Origin of the sequence: Brevibacterium sp. GP-SGM9, assembly GCF_047300845.1 — a bacterium.
Lineage (GTDB): Bacteria > Actinomycetota > Actinomycetes > Actinomycetales > Brevibacteriaceae > Brevibacterium.
Genome location: NZ_CP178563.1, coordinates 916,265 through 933,795, shown reverse-complemented (window position 1 = coordinate 933,795; position 17,531 = coordinate 916,265). Strand labels below are relative to the sequence as shown.

The following is a 17,531-nucleotide window of genomic DNA, read 5'->3' as shown; positions in this document are numbered from 1 at the left end:
CGTCATGATGCGGTGATGCGGGTCCTGTTCGATCTGTGCGATCTGCTCGAAGCGTCCTGAAGCGCTGCGGCCCGTGAGATCCAGAGGAACTCGCTCTTGCGAACCTGATGTGAGCCAGGTTACGCTGGCTCGGACAGTAATCAGCGTCGCAGAGCCGCGAGCGATAATTTGGTATCCCAGCGGTCTGCCCTTCGGATGTGAGCAGTGAGCCGTATGAGGAAAGCCGAAATCACGAACGAGTCCGTGCCGCAGCGCCTGGGACCGAGCCAAGAGCAGCTGGCTGCTCATCGCATCAGCCCCCGGTTCTACAATTCCGACCTCGCCCCGAGTCAGAAGGAAGGACGCAGCTGGACCGCCTACAGCGTCTTCACCCTGTGGGCCAACGACGTCCATTCGCTGGGCAACTACGGGTTCGCACTCGGACTCTTCGCACTCGGGCTCGGTGCGTGGCAGATTCTCGTCGCACTCCTCGTCGGTGCGGCACTCCTCTTCTTCCTGCTCACCCTCTCCGGGTTCATGGGGCACAAGACCGGCGTGCCCTATCCGGTGATGAGCCGGATCGCCTTCGGCATCCACGGTGCCCAGCTGGCCGCCTCGGTGAGGGGAATCGTCGCCATCGCCTGGTTCGGCATCCAGACATACCTCGCCTCGAGCGTGCTCAACGTTCTGCTCATCTCACTGGTGCCCGGCCTGCAGACCTGGGCCGACACCGAATTCCTCGGACTCTCCGGCCTCGGCTGGTTCTCCTTCACCCTGCTCTGGATCGTCCAGGTCATCATCGTCAGCTACGGCATGGAGATGATCCGCAAGTACGAGGCCATCGCCGGTCCCATCATCCTCGTCACCTTCCTCGCCCTGGCGATCTGGATGCTCGCCCGCGTGGACTTCTCCATCGCCTGGTCGAGAGACGATGCACTGACCGGATGGCCGATGTGGATGCACATCCTCGGCGGCGGCTCCCTGTGGGTGGCGATCTACGGCACCTTCGTGCTCAACTTCTCCGACTTCACCCGCGCTGCGAAGAAGAAGGGCTCGATCGTCGTCGGAAACTTCTGGGGAATCCCCATCAACATGCTCGTCTTCGGCCTCGTCGTCATCTCCCTGGCCGGGGCCCAGTACGAGATCGACGGCACCGTCATCTCCTCGCCGGCCGATATCGTCCAGGCCATCGGCAATCCGATCCTGCTGGCACTGGCGTCCCTGGCCCTGCTCGTACTCACCGTCGCGGTCAACCTCATGGCGAACTTCGTCGCTCCCACCTATGCACTGACGAACCTGTTCCCGCGGCACCTCAACTTCCGTTCGGCGGCGATCATCTCGGCCGTCATCGGCTTCGTCATCCTGCCGTGGAACCTCTATGACTCACCTGTCGTCATCGTCTACTTCCTCGGCGGACTCGGTGCCCTGCTCGGACCCCTGTTCGGCATCATCATGGTCGACTACTGGGTGATCCGGAAGACGAAGGTCAACGTCCCGCAGCTCTACACCGAGGCGAACGACGGCGAGTACTTCTATCACCACGGTGTCAACTGGCGGGCGATCGGGGCCTTCGTTCCCGCCTCGGCGATCTCGCTGGTCTTCGCCCTGGTGCCGGCCTTCGCCGGCCTGTCCGAGTTCTCCTGGTTCAGCGGGGCTGCCCTGGCGGCGCTCATCTACTTCTTCATCGCCCGCCGCGACTTCACCTTCCGTGAGGTCGACGGCGAAGAGATCGCGGTGCCGACGACCCACTGAGCCGTGCGCACCACCCGCCGACAATGCAGCGCTGCGCTGCGCGACGTGCCGCCCCGACTGCACACCACCGCCCCGCACACCGACCACACAACGCCCCGTACCCCGACCGCACACCGACCCGCACCTCAATCGACCCGCACCCCAGGAGACCTCAGTGAAGATCCTCGTCGTCAACGTCAACACCACCGAATCGATGACCGAAGGCATCGCCGCAGCGGCCCGGTCGGCCGCCTCGGCGGGCACAGAGATCATCGGGGTGACCCCGACGTTCGGAGCCGAGTCCTGTGAGGGCAACGTCGAGAGCCATCTCGCCGCGCTCGGGGTGATGGACGCCGTGCTCAAGCACCAAGGCGACTTCGATGCCGTGATCCAAGCCGGCTACGGCGAGCACGGCAGGGAAGGCCTGCAGGAACTCCTCGACGTTCCGGTCATCGACATCACCGAGGCGGGAGCGGGCCTGGCGATGTTCCTCGGCCGTCGCTTCTCGGTCGTGACCACCCTCGATCGCACCGTGCCGCTGATCGAGGATCGGCTGCTCCTGGCCGGACTGCACACCCACTGCGCCTCGGTGCGGGCCTCCGGGATGGCCGTGCTCGAGTTGGAGAACGAGCCCGAACGTGCCGTCGCCGCGATCACGGAGCAGGCCGCCGAGGCGGTCGAGCGTGATCGTGCAGAGGTCATCGTTCTCGGCTGCGGGGGAATGGCGGAGCTCGCGAACTCGATCGTCGACCGGTGCCAGGTCCCGGTCGTCGACGGAGTCACGGCCGCAGTCAGACTCGCCGAATCACTTGTCGGCCTCGGCCTGTCGACCTCGAAGGTGCGCACCTATGCGCCGGCCAGGCCGAAGCAGATGCGCGGCTGGCCTCTGGGTGAGAACGCAGCCGTCTCCGCGCACGAAGCGGACTGAAGTACCCGCAGCGCAAGAGCTCTGAGTTTGCCGCGGCCCCGGAACTCAGTTCGGACCGGGTGATTCCTCGGCATCGTCGCCGCCAGGCGAATTGGCCAGACGCTCCTTGTGCTTGTCGTGCTGCTCCTGGCTGGTGCCCAGGTGCCGAATCGCCAGCTCGCGGGCCCTGCTCTGGTCCCGGCGGGCGATGGCTTCGTAGAGTTCGGCGTGCTCGGTGGCGACGAAATCGAGGTCATCATGCTGACTCAGCTGCCAGCGCATGCGGGAATCGAGCAGCTCGCCGATCTCGACGAGGAGCTGATTGCCCGAGAGCTCAGTGACGATCGCATGGAACTCGGCAGCACAGCGATGAGCGCCGACGGCATCCCCGGCCCGAGACAGCTCCTGCCCCTTCTGCATCGTCGCTTCCAAGCGCGCGAGTCCGTCGCGGGTGTGGCGCTGCGCGGCGAGTTCGAAGGACAGGGTGTCGAAGACCGTGCGCACCTCGTTGAGATCGGCGATGTCGCTGGGGGAGAAGTCGCGGACAGTCGACCAGGTGTTGGGTCTGTTCGTCACCAGCCCCTCGGCGGCAAGCTGTTTGAGCGCTTCGCGCACCGGGACGCGGGAGACTCCGAGTTCGGCCGCGAGGTTCCTCTCGACGAGTCGGTCTCCGGGATTCCTGACTCCGTCGATGATCTCATTGCGCAGGGCATCGGTGACCCGCACTGTCTCTGAGCGTGGAGTGTCATTGTTCTTCACCTGGTCATTCTCTCATTGTCGGTCCTGCTTGGACGGGAATCGAAGGCGGCTGATTCGAAGGCAGGATTCGACCGCGAGATTGCGGTTCGCGGTGGTGCAGGCTCGTGCTATGGTCGCAGGCAGTGACACGGGGTGCCCCGAGCGAGGGCTGAGAGAACACCCGTCGAACCTGATCCGGTTAGTACCGGCGAAGGGATTGTCCGCAGGATCGACTGCGCACCGTCACCGAGGTGACCCCTCGGTGATCGTCCATCCGTCGACCCGTACGGCGTTCCTTCGCCATGAGCATAAGGAAACGCACATGAGCGAGACCACCGACCAGACCACGAGCAACCCGCCGATCAACGAGCAGATCGTCCTCATCACCGGGGGCGCCCGCGGGCTCGGACTCAGCCTCACCAGGGCTTTCCTCCGCGAGGGCGCCAAGGTCGTCATCAACTACCTCACCAGTGAAGACTCCGCTCGCCGGCTCGCCGCCGAGCATCCCGACCGGGCCGTCGCGATCCGCGCCGACGTTCGTGATCGGTCACAGGTCGACGCCCTGTTCGCCGAGGCGGCTGCGCATTTCGCGGCTCCGATCACCACGGTGGTCAACAACGCACTCATCGATTTCTCCTTCAACGGCGATGCCCGACCCCACGCCGAGGAGATCACCGTCGAAGCGCTGACGGCACAGTTCCACGGTGCCGTCGGAGCGGCGACGAACACCACCCAGGCCGCATTGGCCGGATTCGCACAGGCCGGATCGGGCCGGATCATCAACATCGGCACCAACCTGTTCCAGAACCCGGTCATGCCCTACCACGACTACACTGCGGCGAAGGCGGCGCTGCTGTCGCTGACGAGAACCTTCGCCGCCGACCTCGGGCCCAGGCAGGTGCGGGTGAATATGCTCAGCGGCGGCCTGCTGCGCACCACGGACGCCAGCGCCGCGACACCCGCAGAGGTCTTCGACGGAATCGCCGCCGGTACCCCGCTGCAGCGGGTGACCACCCCGGAGGAATTCGCCGACTCCGCACTCATCTTCGCCTCACCCTGGTCGCGGGGGATCACCGGTCAGAATCTCGTCGTCGACGGAGGACTGGTGAAGAACGGATGTCTCACGACCAGACGCCCCACGACCCGACGCCGCATCGTCCGGTCCATCTCAATCTTTTCGCCCACGGCTGCGGACACCATTCGGCGGCCTGGCGGGCCGAGGATTCGACGGTCGAGCGCCTCGGCGACATCACCTACTGGGAGGAACTGGCTCGGATCGCCGAACGCGGACGGTTCGACGCCTTCTTCCTCGCCGACGGACAGTCGGCCGGAGTCCCGGGCCTGGCGAACGGCCCGCGGTGGCTTCTCGAACCGCTGACCACCCTGACCGTACTGTCCCGAGCGACGGCGCATATCGGACTGGTGAGCACGATCTCGGCGAGCTTCTGGGATTCGTTCCACGCGGCGCGGATCCTCGCCGGCCTCGACCACATCTCCGGTGGCCGGGCCGGGGTCAACATCGTGACCTCGACGACCGACGCCGAGGCACGCAACCACGGCATGGACGGACTGCCCGCGCATGCGCAGCGCTACGCTCGGGCCGAGGAATTCACCTCGGTGATGCTCAGGCTCTGGGACTCGTGGCCGGCCGAGGCGATCCTCGCCGATCGCGACGGTGACTATGTCGACGAATCTCGACTGCAGTCGATCGACTGCAGTCGATCGACCACTCAGGCGATCACTTCTCTGTGGCGGGCCCGCTCAACATCCCCTCGACCCCGCAGGGCCGACCGGTGATCTTCCAAGCCGGCGCCTCCGCGCCGGGCCGGGACCTGGCGGCCCGGTTCGCCGACGGCGTCTACGCGGTCGCCTGGGACTTCGAACAGGCACTCGAATACAGGCAGGACGTCCTCGCCCGTGCCGCGACCGCCGGACGCGACCCCGACTCGGTCACGGTCATGCCCGGGCTCGTCACCTATGTGGCACCGAGCGAGGCAGGGGCCAGGGAGCTCTAGGCCGAACTCAACGACCTGCTGCCCGTCGCGGACTCGTTGCGCCAGCTGGCCTACTTCACCGGGCAGGGCACCTCCGACTGGGACCTCGACGGTCCCGTCCCGGAACTGCCCCCACTCGAGGAGTTCACCGGTCCGCAGGGACGCTACGCCACGGTGCTGCGGATCATCGAGACCACCCGGCCGACGGTGCGCGAACTTCTCGGCTACCTCGCCGCCGGTGGGGGACACGCCACCTTCATCGGCACTCCGGAGCACATCGCCGATGAGATTCTGCGGTGGATCGACCGGGGAGCGGCCGACGGCTTCAACCTCATGCCGCCGGCACTGCCGGGCAGCCTCGAGGACTTGGTCGATCTCGTCGTCCCGATCCTCCAGGACCGTGGCCGCTTCCGGCGCGACTACACCGGGTCGACGCTACGCGACCACCTCGGCGAGTGACCCGGCACCGACTGTGCCGGGCCCCGGGGTCACCTCGGTAATTGCCGGGCTCGGCGGTGACTGCCAGGCTCCTCGGGCTCAGCGCCTGATCGCCCGACCGAGCGTGTCGAGGCCGACCGAGCCGAGGTTGAGGGCCTTCGTGTGGAAGGCCTTGAGATCGAAGTCGGCACCGGCTTCGGCCTTCGCCTCATCGCGGAACTGCTCCCACAGGCGCTGACCGATCTTGTAGCTCGGGGCCTGGCCCGGCCACCCGAGGTAGCGGTCGAGTTCGAAGGCGAGGAAGGAACGGTCCATGGCGACGTTGTCGGTGAGGAACTGCCAGGCCTTCTCCCGGTTCCAGATCCCACCGCCGAGGCTGGCCGGAGCCTCGAGGCCGAGGTGGAAGCCGATGTCGAGGACGACCCTGGCCGCCCGCAGCCGCTGCGAGTCGAGCATGCCGAGGTAGTCGCCGGGTTCGTCCATGAATCCGAGATCGGCCATGAGCTTCTCCGCATACAGCGCCCAGCCCTCGCCGTGCCCGGACACCCAGCACATCAGCCGCCGCCAACGATTGAGGGTGTCGGAGACATAGGTGGCCTGACCGACCTGCAGGTGATGGCCGGGCACCCCCTCGTGGTAGACCGTCGTCTTCTCCTGCCAGGTGGCGAACTCGGTGACGCCCTCGGGCACCGACCACCACATCCGGCCCGGACGGGAGAAGTCATCGGTCGGGCCCGTGTAGTAGATGCCGCCGGTCGCCGACGGGGCGATCATGCATTCGATCGTGCGCACCGGTTCGGGGATGTCGAAGTGGGACTTGCCGAGCTCGGTGATCGCCTCGTCGGCGACCGTCTGCATCCAGTCCCGCAGCGCTTCCGAACCGTGCAGGGTCCGTTCCGGGTCCTTATTGAGAAGGGCCATGACCTCGAACAGGTCCTTGCCCGGAGCGATCTTCTCGGCCACCTGGCGCTGCTGCGCATCGATGCGGGCGAGCTCCTCGAGTCCCCAGGCATAGGTCTCGTCGAAATCCACCTCGGCGCCGAGGAAGTCCCGCGAATACAGGGCATAGGCCTCACGACCGCAGGCTTCGTTCTCCGGAGCGGCCGGGAGCAGCTCGCTTGCGAGGAAGTCGGCGAGTTCGGCGAAGGAGGCGCGGGCCGCTTCGGCGTGGCCGCCCAGCTGGTCGCGCAGAGACGCGGGCACCTCGGCGGCACCGGCGATCAGGGTGTCGAAGTTGCTGCCCGCTTCGGCCAGCGCACGGGCCTGTTCGATGACCTTCTCGACCTGGATCCGGGCGGAGACCCGGCCGCGTTCCTTGGCCAGGCTCAGCGACTCCCGGTACCCGGAGACCGAGTTCGGAACCGCGGCGAGCGTCGTGTCGATGGACTCCCAATGCTCCGTGGTCTCTGTGGGCATGAGGTCGAAGGCATCGCGGATGTCCTGCAGCGGTGAGGCGATGACGTTGAGGCTGGCATGTTTGATTCCGGCCTCGAAGTAGTCGCGGTCGACGCCGAGGCGGTCGCGCATCGCGTCGACGGTGACGCGATCGATGTCGTCGAGCTCGGCAGTCTTCTCCGCCTCGGCGAGCTTTTCGAGGGTGTCGACGGTCAGCTCGTTGATCGCGGCGAGTCCGGCGGGGGAGTAGTCGTCGAAGCCCTTCGCACCGTCGAGGCCGAGGTAGAGGGCCAGGGACGGGGAGAGGGCGAGTGAGCGGTCGACGTAGTCTTCGGCGACGGCGTCGATGGCTGAGGGAGTTCTCTTCTGAGTCATGGAACCCATCTTATCGCGAGCTGAGTCACATCGATCGTGGACAGGAAATCGTCGTCTCCGCGGAGCCGATAGCATGAGTGGGTTCCTCGGAGTCAACGGAGAGAGAGTCTGATCGTCGGTGTCACGCGCACAGCTGTGGACGAAGGATTTCATCGTCGGAATCTGCCTGAATCTGGCCATGTCGATGGTGTTCTACCTGCTCATGACGTCCATGGCCGGTTACGCCGTGGCACGCTTCTCCGCCGGCGAGGCGGCAGGCGGCTTCGCCTCCTCGGCGTTCGTCGTCGGTGCGGTCGCCGCCCGTGTGCTCACCGGGAAGTACCTCGACTTCATCGGCCGTCGGAAGCTGCTCGTCATCACCATGGCGGTCTCGATTCTCGCTTCGCTGGCCTACCTCGCCGCCGACAGCCTCGTCCTGCTCCTCGTCGTCCGCATCGTCCACGGCATCGCCTTCGGTGCGGGCAACACGGCGATCATGACCGCGATCCAGAGCGTCATCCCGGCCTCCCGGCGAGGTGAGGGCACCGGCTACTTCGGCACCGCCACGACCCTGTCCACGGCACTGGGCCCCTACCTCGGCGTGGTCATTCCCCGTCATTACGACTATCCGATGCTCTTCGTCGCCTCGGCGATCATGTCGCTCATCGCCTTCGTCCTCTGCATCATCATCAGCCTGCCCAAGCAGGAGCTCAGCGACTACCAGCGGCGCACGAAATGGCACCTCAAACCCTCGACGCTCGTCGACCGCGACGGACTGCGCATCGGCTTCATCATGCTCATCGCCGGCATCGCCTATGCCGCCGCGCTCGTGTTCCTCGCCAGTTATGCCGCCGACAACGGGGTCGCTGCGGCCGCCTCCCTGTTCTTCGTCGCCTTCGCCGTGGCCTCCCTCTTCGCCAGGCTCTTCGTCGGCCGACTGCAGGACACCCTCGGGGACAATTTCGTCGTCTACCCGGTCTTCGTCTTCAACGTCATCGGCAATCTCCTCCTCGCGCTGTGGCCGACGACCCCGGGGATCGTCCTCGCCGGCGTCTTCGTCGGACTCGGCTTCGGTTCGCTCATGCCGTGCATGCAGGCGATCACCGTGAAGTCGGTGACCATGGCCCGGGTGCCCGTGGCCACCTCGTCGTTCTTCCTCCTCCTCGACGCGGGATCCGGGGTCGGGCCGATCGTCCTCGGCGCACTCATGCCCCTGACCGGAGGCAGCGGAATGTTCCTGCTCTGCGCCGGACTGGTCGTCCTGGCCATGGTCGTCTACTTCATCACCCACGGCCGGCGCCGAGGTGGTCGCCCCGGAACCGAGTACCTCGGCTGAGCAGGGTTCCGCCTGGATCACCGGGGCGATAGCCTGAAGCCATGAAGTTCGCACTCGCGCAGATCAATTCGACGACCACCGTTTCGGACAACCTCGCCAAGCTGCGGTCCTATGCCCGCAGGGCCGCCGAGGCGGGTGCTCGCTTCGTCGTCTTCCCCGAGGCCACGATGTCGGCCTTCGGCTCCGGGCTGCGCGGCATCGCCGCCGAGCACACCGAAGACTGGCAGGCGGCGGTATCCGAAACGGCCGCGGCCGCGGACATCACCGTCATCGTCGGGGAGTTCGCGGTCGTCGGGGACAAGGTGGTCAACCTGCTCGCCGTCTACTCGCCCGAGGGCACTCGGACCGAGTACGCGAAGATCCACCTCTACGACGCCTTCGGGTTCAAGGAATCCGACACCGTGGAACCGGGCGACGAACCCGCGGTCATCGACGTCGACGGGGAGCCGATCGGCCTGGCGATCTGCTACGACATCCGATTCCCCAAGCTCTTCGCCGAGCTGAGTCGCCGCGGCGCCCGACTTACTGTGGTCTCGGCGTCCTGGGGAGCCGGAGCCGGGAAGGTCGAACAGTGGCAGATCCTGGCCCGGGCACGGGCTCTGGACTCGAATATGTTCCTTGCCGCCCTCGGTCAGGCCGATCCGGAGGTCTCCGGGGTAGAGGTGCCGAAGAACGGACCGACAGGAGTCGGCCACAGCCTCGTCTCCGACCCCTTCGGGCGCGTGCTCGCGCAGCTCGAAGGTGATGAGGCACTTGAGATCGTCGACCTCGACCTTGCCGGAGCCGACAAGGCCGCCGAGGCGATTCCGGTCCTCGCGAACGCGAAACTCGGGTACTGAGCTCGGGTACTGGCCCGGGGGGCTGAGTCCGGGCGCTGAGCAAGGCCGACTTCCGGGTTCAGTGTGCCTGAGAACACAATTATTGCACTTGAGGCAAAAATGCACCGAGTGCAATAATGATGGCATGTCGTCCACACCAGAAGAGCAGCCCGCCGAAGGCCTGCGGGAGCGGAAGAAGCGCGAACGCAAGCAGGCGCTGCGCACCGCCGCGATCGAACTCGCACTCGAAAAGGGCTTCGACAACGTCACGATCGAAGACATCTGCGATCGCTGCGGGGTCTCTCGCCGTACCTTCTTCAACTACTACTCGACGAAGGAGGAGGCGCTCCTCGGCCGAGCCGACACCGTCTTCGACGACGAGGATCAGGCCGCCATCGCCGAGTTCGAAGCCGGCGGACCCGAGGGTCGACTCATCGCCGACCTCGCTCACCTGCTCACCTCCGTGGTGCGCACGCGGCTGAACAAGCGCGAGGAGATGCATCAGTATCACCGGATCCTCAAACAGGACCCCTCACTCATGCAGGTGCAGATGTCGCGGATGGGCAACAACGAGCGTCTGTTCCGCGAAATGATCCAACGTCGCCTCGACGGGCGCCCGGCAGGCACGGACACGCTCGGTGCTCCGGCCGACGGCACGGTCGGTGCTCCGGCCGAGCGCGACCCGGGAGCCGCCTCGGCGCAGAAATCCGCGTCCGAGTGCCACGCCGACGAGGGAGAGCCCGTGTCCACGCGGGCCGAGACGCTTGCGGCGCTGGCGATGATGGCGATCAGAGCCACCTTCATCCGCCTCCGCCGCGTCGAGGGCGACCCGGGCGTCGTCATCGACGAACTCTTCACCGAACTCAGATCCATCTTCAAGGAGGAATCCGCATGAGCGCAGCACCTGCGGTCGCCGAAAAGGCACCCCTGGTCCTGACCAAGAGGACCATCATTCTCATCTTCTCCGCGCTCATGGCCGCCATGTTCCTGGCGACCCTGGACCAGACGATCGTGTCGACGGCCATGCCGACGATCGTCGGCGAGCTCGACGGGGTCGAACATCAGGCATGGCTGGTCACGATCTATCTGCTGGCGATGACGATCGTCATGCCTCTCTACGGCAAATTCGGCGACATGTGGGGTCGGAAGGGAATCTTCCTCGTCGCGATCGCCATCTTCGTCGTCGGTTCCTTCGGCTCCGGCATGGCGCAGAACTTCTGGGAGCTCATCGCCTGGCGCGGCTTCCAGGGACTCGGCGGCGGCGGTCTGATGATCCTCTCCCAGGCCATCATCGCCGATATCATCCCTGCCAGTGAGCGCGGAAAGTACATGGGACCGCTCGGCGGACTGTTCGCGATCTCGAGCGTGCTGGGGCCCGTACTCGGCGGATTCTTCACCCAGCACATGGACTGGCGCTGGTGCTTCTGGATCAACGTGCCGATCGGCATCGTCGCCTTCCTCATCGCACTCTTCGCCCTCAAACTCCCGAGCAAGAGGTCGGATCAGAAGATCGACATCCTCGGCATCGTCCTCATGGTGGCCGCCACCTCGCAGCTGATCCTCGTCACCAGCTGGGGAGGCCACGACTACGACTGGAACTCGCCTACGATCATCGGTCTCATCATCGGCACCGTCGTCGCGGCCCTTCTCTTCGTCTTCGTCGAATCGAGGGTCAGCAACCCCATCATCCCGGTCCACCTGTTCAAGAACCCGACCTTCGTGCTCTCGACGTCGATCGGCCTGCTGCTGGGACTGGGCATGTTCTCCGCAATGGCGTTCCTGCCGACCTTCATGCAGATGGCCGCCGGCACCGATGTGACCGGTTCCGGGCTGCTCATGCTGCCGATGATGGCCGGAGTCATGCTGACCTCGATCGTCTCGGGCATCATCGTGTCGAAGACCGGCAAGTACAAGATCTACCCCCTTATCGGCACCTTGGTCGCGGGGATCGCGCTGGCCTGGATGACGACGCTGACGGCCGATACCTCGATGGTCCTCATCGGAGCCATGATCTTCACGATGGGCTTCGGTCTGGGACTGGTCATGCAGATCATCGTCCTCGTCATCCAGAACTCGGTGCCGCCCGAACTGGTCGGCACGGCCACCTCGACGAACAACTACTTCCGCGAGATCGGCGCATCCGTGGGCACCGCCCTGTTCGGATCGATCTTTACCTCGCGACTCGCGGACAAGGTCGCCGAGGCGATGCAGTCCATGCCTGCCCACGCTGCCGGAGCCGCAACCGGGGGAGGCGGCGTGTCGACCGATTCGCTCACCCCCGAGTCCGTGTCGAGTCTGCCCGGGCCGATCCATGATCTCGTGGTCAACGCCTATGCCGGTGCCCTGGCGCCCTCGTTCTGGTACATGGTGCCGGTCTTCGCGATCGCCTTCGTCCTCGCCTGGTTCCTCCCGCAGCTCAAGCTCTCGGACGTGGCCGGAATGGTCGCCCGCGGAGAGGCCGTCTACGGCGATGACATGGGTCGCGGGACCGGTGGAGCCGACGGCGATGCCGGTGTCGACGGCGGTGCGCATTCCTACGGTGAGGTCGACCGCGCCGGCGCCGAGGACGGTGAGGGCGGTGTGCACGGTGCGGCCGCCTCGGCGGGTCGGCAGCGCATGAGCACGCTCACGGTGGACGACGGCGAACGGCCGCTGTCCGATGTCGACACGGCGACGATCCACTCGAATCCCGACCCGGGTTCGGGACCGGACAAGGATCAGTACCGACTGAAGTAGGCCGTCGGAATGCGAGGCGGGTGCTGGTTCGAACACAGGACCGGCGCCCGCTTCTGAGCGTCGGCGTCGCCTCGATCATCGCGACGGCCGGTCCGCCTCATCGCGATCATCGCGGCGGCCGAAAATCGACGGTCCGATGGGCCACCTGCCTGTCAGTCCACGCGAAGCTCGAAAAAGTCGTCGCACGAGACGACTTTTTCGAGCTTCGCGTGGACTGAGGCGTCCTGGCCTGTGCAGAGTGGGGCAGGTGCCCGTGGCTCGAGGCATCCGGACGCGCACAGGAGTGCGGCGAATCGGACACCTACCTGCCCAGGGGCTGATCCCAGGTCTGCGGAAGTTTCCTGCGGACGTTGCGCCGAGGAGCGTTGAAGCCGGCGCGACTGTGCTTATTCGTCTCCATCTGGTCGAGCGCGGCTGCCTGATTGGCGGCGTAGGCGCGGGCCACCTGGCGGATCGCGACCACGGCGGCCACAGCAGCAGCACTTGCCATGTCGTCGCTGACGGGTTCGCCGTCATGAGCGAGGACCTGCGAACGGCTGCTCACCGTCTCGCCCACCGAGGCGGCGCCGGCTTCGTCCCCGTCCACCGAGGCGGCGTCGAGGTCGTCCCCGTCCGCCGAGGCGGCGTCGAGGTCGACATCGCCGACTGCGGATGTGCCGCCGTCGGGCTCGGGCTCGTGGACGTTCTGCTGTGCCTGACTCATAGTGGGATGTTACCGTGCTTGCGCGCGGGAGCGTCCACATGCTTGTTTTTCAGTGCCCGCAGCGCCCGCACGATCCGGTTCCGCGATTCGCTGGGCTTGATCACCGCGTCGATGTAGCCCTCCTCGGCGGCGAGATACGGGTTGAGCAGAGCATCCTCGTAATCCTGGATGAGCTCGTCGCGGAGAGCATCGACGTCCTCACCGGCTTCATCGGCGGCCTTGAGCTTGCGCCGGTAGACGATGTTCGCCGCACCCTGGGCACCCATGACCGCGATCTGCGCGCTCGGCCAGGCGAGGTTGATGTCGGCGCCGAGCTGCTTCGAACCCATCACGCAGTAGGCACCGCCGTAGGCCTTGCGGGTGATCAGCGTGATGAGCGGGACGGTGGCCTCGCCGTAGGCGTAGATGAGCTTCGCGCCGCGGCGGATGATGCCTCCGTACTCCTGGTCGGTACCGGGCAGGAAGCCGGGCACGTCGACGAAGGTGAGGATGGGGATGTTGAAGGCATCGCAGAGGCGGACGAACCGGGCGGCCTTCTCCGAGGCATCGATGTCGAGGGTGCCTGCCAGCTGCATCGGCTGATTCGCGATGACTCCGACGGTGACTCCCTCGACTCGTCCGAAGCCGGTGACGACGTTCGGGGCGAAGAGTTCGGAGACCTGCAGGAACTCGGCATCGTCGAGGATCGTGGTGACCACGTCGAGGATGTCATAGGGCTGTGAGGGCGAATCCGGCATGAGCGCATCGAGCGCCTCGTCCTCGGGAGACACGCTGAGATCTGACTCGAACTCATCGGCATCGGCCGGATCGAGATTGTTCTGCGGCAGGAAGGAGAGCAGGTCGCGCGTGTAGTTGAGGGCGTCCTCCTCGTCGCTGGCCAGGTAATGGGCGTTGCCGGAGACGGTGTTGTTCGTCCGTCCGCCGCCGAGGTCCTCGTGGCCGACGTTCTCCCCGGTCACGGTCTTGATGACGTCGGGTCCCGTGATGTACATGTGGCTGATCTGATCGACCATGATCGTCACATCGGTCAGGGCAGGGGAGTAGACGGCGCCACCGGCCGAGGGCCCCATGATCAGCGAGATCTGCGGGATCACTCCGGAGGACGCGACGTTGAGTCGGAAGATCTCGGCGAACAGCGCGATCGATCCGACGCCTTCCTGGATGCGGGCGCCGCCCGAGTCGTTGATCCCGATGATCGGGCACCCGAGCTTGAGCGCGAGCTTCTGGACCTTGACGATCTTGCGTCCGTTCGCCTCGGCGAGGGATCCGCCGAGCACCGTGAAATCGTGAGCGAACACGGCTACGGTGCGACCCTCGATCGTGCCGAGACCGCACACCACGCCGTCGCCGTCGGGGCGGTTGTTCTCCATGCCGAACTGGTGGTTGTGGTGACGGGCGAACTCGTCGATCTCCTGGAAGGAACCGTCGTCGAGGAGCTGATCGATGCGTTCGCGGGCGGTCTGCTTGCCGCGCTTGTGCTGATTCTCCACCAGGCGCTCGTTGCCGGTATGGGCCGCGTCCCGGCGCTGGATGAGAGCGTCGATGCGCTCGGCTGTTGTCCGTGGGGTTTCCGTCATACCTCCACAATAACGACGCGACGGTCCATCATTGTGCACTCTCGCCAAAAGAATCTAGAGTGGACTGGTGAACAGCCAACACAATTCTCTGCTCGTCGACGCCGCCTCCGTTCGCGTGGCCGCGGCCGAACGCGGAATCGATCTCCCACCCCTGATCTGGGACGATGCCTGCACGTCGACGAATGACGAATTGGCCGGGCTGGTCCGAGAGTCATCTGACGGCGACGAGCCCATCGCCGAGTTCATCATCCGCGGCACCGACTTCCAAAACGCCGGACACGGTCGTCTGGGCCGGACCTGGACCGTTCCGCCCCGCCGATCGCTGACCTTCTCGATCCTGCTGAAACCGAGTGCGGTCTTCGACGCCTGGGGATGGATCCCGCTGTTGGCGGGGGAGGCCGTGCGCTCCGCCCTCGCCGAGGTGGGGGTGCCCGCCGTGATCAAGTGGCCCAACGATGTGCTCACAGCAGACGGCAAGAAGCTGTGCGGAATCCTCGCCCGCGTCGAGGCGCTGCCGAGCGGCCCGCACATCGTGCTGGGGATGGGCATCAACACTCGCCTGCAGTCTGCCGATCTGCCCCGTGAAGACTCGAGTTCGATCGCGCTGGAAACTGGGATGGACGTTTCAGAAATTGATCATGAACGCTTGTTAATCTCGATCCTGAGCACACTGATTCCTGCTTATGGGGAGCTTGTCGAGAATGACGCTGACGACTTCAGCACCAGTGCTGCGGCCGAGAAGGTGCGTGCGAACATGGTGACACTCGGAACCCGAGTGAGGGTCGAGCTGCCCGACGGTTCCGACCTCCTCGGCCTCGCCACCGGACTCAACCCCGGAGGCGACCTGATCATCGATGACAAGACCGCCGTCAGCGCCGGCGACGTCCACCACCTGCGCCCGGCGGCCCCGGCCGACCGTAGTGTCGCCGGCGACCGCAGCGGGGGGCGTCGATGACGAGGGTCTCCGACTTCACCTCCGGGTTCGACACCGTGCCCGACGAAGCACTCGGCACCGCCGAGGTGGGCTCGTATGGAGAGCACGCGCGCAGCGGCCACAGCGCCGAACCTCCGGAGACTGCGACCCGAGCGATGCCCGTCATCACCGACCAGCTCGCGGCCGACCATGCGTCCGGTGCCCCCGAACCGAGTCCGGGTGAGCCGAGTCCCGGCGAGCCGACGTCGACCCCGAGCTCACCGGAACCGACCCCGACGGTGGTGAGCACAACTGCCCCGGAGCCGAGCCCGACTTCTTCGGCGGATGTCTCGCCCCCGACCAACGCGGGGCCGCCCCCGACACCTACTGATCCGCCCCCGACCAACGCGGGGCCGCCCCCGACACCTACTGATCCGTCCCCGACCAACCCGGAGCCGTCCTCGGCCACCACTGAGCCGAACCAGACTCGCTCTGAACCGGCCCCGACGAACTCTGCCTCGACCCCACCGACTTCTGCTCCCGCACCGACGGCCACCTCGTCGAGTTCCTCGATCGCCGGGATCGAACACGGCGATGACGATCTGGCTCGAGTGCTCGAAGACTCGGATGGGAACACCGATGCCGAGTCGCCCGCCGAGCCCGACCTGGAGGAGCCCCAGGACCTGGCCTTCTCCGCAGGGCTGCGAGAAGACCCGCGGACCGCGGCACTCCAGATGGTCGACGATGCCGACGAGGACACCGACGACGAGGACGAGACGATCTACGAGACTCGCACCGCGGCCGAACGACTCGAGGAGATCCTGCTCGACGGCAAGCGCGTCCTCGACCGTCGTGAGGCGGCGAAACTCGGCGGAATCTCCACCGTCTCGGCGCGGAAGATGTGGCGGGCGCTGGGCATGTCCCAGACCGACGGCAAGGAGAAGGCCTACACCGTCAGCGATGCCCACGCGCTGCGGATGTGGGCCAAACCGGTCGCCGACGGTCTCATCGATCAGGACACTGCGCTCTCACTGGCCCGGGCGATCGGGCAGACGACCGACCGCCTCGTCGTGTGGCAGATGGAGACCCTCGTCGAATTCCTCACCGAGGAGAAGGGCCTGACCGATCCGGAGGCCCGGCGGGACGCCCTGCAGGTCGTCGAGGACATGGTCGACCCGCTGCAGAAGATGCTCACCTATTCGTGGCGCCGCAACCTCGCCGAGGTGATGGGCCGCCTCAACGTCAACGTCTCCGACGGTCTGGCCATGGACAACCGGCAAGGCTGGTACGACTCCTCGATGCCCCTGGCCCGAGCGGTCGGATTCATCGACCTGGTCTCCTACACCCGCCTGTCGCAGAAGATGGAGCCGCGACAACTGGCGAACATGGTCCAAGAATTCCAAGGCATGGCCTACAACATCGTCGCCACCGGCGGCGGCCGCGTCATCAAGACGGTCGGCGATGAGGTGTTCTTCGCCGCGTCGACCCCGATGGCCGGCGCCGAAATCGCCATGACGCTGATGGAGCGGGTCAGCGCGGCTGAGGATCTGCCGCAGGCCCGCGTCGGATTCGTCTGGGGCCGAGTCCTCTCCCGCCTCGGAGACATCTTCGGATCGAGCGTCAACCTCGCCGCACGTCTGACCGCGGTCGCCGATCCGGGCACGATCTTCACCGACGAGGACACGGCGCGAGTGCTCTCGGCCTCCGACGCCTATGTCTTCGAGCGGCGCGAATCGCTGTCGCTGCAGGGCCTCGGTGAGACCGGGATCGGAGAGATGAAGCGCGGAACCGCCGCGAAGATGCAGCTCGATCTCGACGACGACGACAGCGACGGCTGAGACAGGCACTCAGCACAGCGAAGCGCTCCTGCAAGCACCCGCCCGGTCCTGGGCGGGTACCCGCCCGCCCTCAA

The 17,531-nt window shown here is 66.0% G+C and carries 15 protein-coding genes, 1 pseudogene and 1 riboswitch; of the genes and pseudogenes, 12 read left to right on the top strand and 4 right to left on the bottom strand.

The features are described 5' to 3' along the window. The first annotated feature begins 213 nt into the window (after positions 1-213). Positions 214-1,731 (top strand): NCS1 family nucleobase:cation symporter-1, encoded by a 1,518-nt coding sequence (locus tag ACH82I_RS04240; RefSeq protein ID WP_413335710.1) that lies wholly within the window; start codon positions 214-216, stop codon positions 1,729-1,731. A gap of 154 nt (positions 1,732-1,885) precedes the next feature. Continuing rightward, a complete protein-coding gene (locus ACH82I_RS04235) occupies positions 1,886-2,638 on the top strand; it encodes an aspartate/glutamate racemase family protein (protein WP_230743578.1) in 753 nt (250 codons plus the stop codon). Positions 2,639-2,683: 45 nt separating this feature from the next. Here ACH82I_RS04235 and ACH82I_RS04230 read toward each other — a convergent pair whose 3' ends face one another. Continuing rightward, a complete protein-coding gene (locus ACH82I_RS04230) occupies positions 2,684-3,376 on the bottom strand; it encodes a GntR family transcriptional regulator (RefSeq protein ID WP_413335708.1) in 693 nt (230 codons plus the stop codon). Positions 3,377-3,494: 118 nt separating this feature from the next. Then, positions 3,495-3,590, top strand: a riboswitch (TPP riboswitch). Between the two features lie 87 nt (positions 3,591-3,677). Between ACH82I_RS04230 and ACH82I_RS04225 the strand changes: the two are divergent. From ACH82I_RS04225 to ACH82I_RS04210, 4 genes and pseudogenes are all read left to right on the top strand, one after another. Next, positions 3,678-4,469: pseudogene (locus ACH82I_RS04225) on the top strand (3-oxoacyl-ACP reductase); the annotation flags it as partial. Positions 4,470-4,471: 2 nt separating this feature from the next. Then, on the top strand, positions 4,472-5,152 hold the full coding sequence (locus tag ACH82I_RS04220) for an LLM class flavin-dependent oxidoreductase (protein ID WP_413335706.1): 681 nt from the start codon (positions 4,472-4,474) through the stop codon (positions 5,150-5,152). Then, on the top strand, positions 5,149-5,370 hold the full coding sequence (locus ACH82I_RS04215) for an LLM class flavin-dependent oxidoreductase (RefSeq protein WP_413335704.1): 222 nt from the start codon (positions 5,149-5,151) through the stop codon (positions 5,368-5,370). Before ACH82I_RS04220 ends, ACH82I_RS04215 begins: the two co-directional genes overlap by 4 nt. 36 nt (positions 5,371-5,406) lie before the next feature. Beyond that, complete coding sequence (locus ACH82I_RS04210; protein WP_413335702.1) at positions 5,407-5,808, top strand: hypothetical protein; 402 nt, start codon at positions 5,407-5,409, stop codon at positions 5,806-5,808. 78 nt (positions 5,809-5,886) lie between these two features. Here ACH82I_RS04210 and ACH82I_RS04205 read toward each other — a convergent pair whose 3' ends face one another. Continuing rightward, positions 5,887-7,557, bottom strand: coding sequence for a DUF885 domain-containing protein (locus tag ACH82I_RS04205; RefSeq protein WP_230743581.1), 1,671 nt, complete (start codon positions 7,555-7,557; stop codon positions 5,887-5,889). 118 nt (positions 7,558-7,675) lie between these two features. Between ACH82I_RS04205 and ACH82I_RS04200 the strand changes: the two genes are divergently transcribed. The 4 genes from ACH82I_RS04200 to ACH82I_RS04185 all read left to right on the top strand — a co-directional run bounded on the left by ACH82I_RS04200 (position 7,676) and on the right by ACH82I_RS04185 (position 12,426). After that, complete coding sequence (locus tag ACH82I_RS04200; RefSeq protein WP_413335699.1) at positions 7,676-8,872, top strand: MFS transporter; 1,197 nt, start codon at positions 7,676-7,678, stop codon at positions 8,870-8,872. 41 nt (positions 8,873-8,913) lie between these two features. Continuing rightward, positions 8,914-9,711, top strand: coding sequence for a nitrilase-related carbon-nitrogen hydrolase (locus ACH82I_RS04195; RefSeq protein WP_413335697.1), 798 nt, complete (start codon positions 8,914-8,916; stop codon positions 9,709-9,711). A gap of 124 nt (positions 9,712-9,835) precedes the next feature. Then, positions 9,836-10,585 (top strand): TetR/AcrR family transcriptional regulator, encoded by a 750-nt coding sequence (locus tag ACH82I_RS04190; RefSeq protein ID WP_413335695.1) that lies wholly within the window; start codon positions 9,836-9,838, stop codon positions 10,583-10,585. Then, a complete protein-coding gene (locus ACH82I_RS04185) occupies positions 10,582-12,426 on the top strand; it encodes an MDR family MFS transporter (protein WP_413335693.1) in 1,845 nt (614 codons plus the stop codon). The genes ACH82I_RS04190 and ACH82I_RS04185 overlap by 4 nt, the downstream gene beginning before the upstream one ends. 301 nt (positions 12,427-12,727) lie before the next feature. Here ACH82I_RS04185 and ACH82I_RS04180 read toward each other — a convergent pair whose 3' ends face one another. Both ACH82I_RS04180 and ACH82I_RS04175 read right to left on the bottom strand, forming a co-directional pair. Continuing rightward, on the bottom strand, positions 12,728-13,129 hold the full coding sequence (locus ACH82I_RS04180) for a hypothetical protein (RefSeq protein ID WP_413335691.1): 402 nt from the start codon (positions 13,127-13,129) through the stop codon (positions 12,728-12,730). Beyond that, a complete protein-coding gene (locus ACH82I_RS04175; RefSeq protein ID WP_413335689.1) occupies positions 13,126-14,706 on the bottom strand; it encodes an acyl-CoA carboxylase subunit beta in 1,581 nt (526 codons plus the stop codon). The genes ACH82I_RS04180 and ACH82I_RS04175 overlap by 4 nt, the downstream gene beginning before the upstream one ends. A gap of 67 nt (positions 14,707-14,773) precedes the next feature. Between ACH82I_RS04175 and ACH82I_RS04170 the strand changes: the two genes are divergently transcribed. Both ACH82I_RS04170 and ACH82I_RS04165 read left to right on the top strand, forming a co-directional pair. Continuing rightward, entirely contained in the window at positions 14,774-15,661 is an 888-nt protein-coding gene (locus ACH82I_RS04170; RefSeq protein ID WP_413335687.1) for a biotin--[acetyl-CoA-carboxylase] ligase, read from the top strand. Beyond that, on the top strand, positions 15,658-17,457 hold the full coding sequence (locus tag ACH82I_RS04165; protein WP_413335686.1) for an adenylate/guanylate cyclase domain-containing protein: 1,800 nt from the start codon (positions 15,658-15,660) through the stop codon (positions 17,455-17,457). The genes ACH82I_RS04170 and ACH82I_RS04165 overlap by 4 nt, the downstream gene beginning before the upstream one ends. Positions 17,458-17,531: the final 74 nt, after the last annotated feature.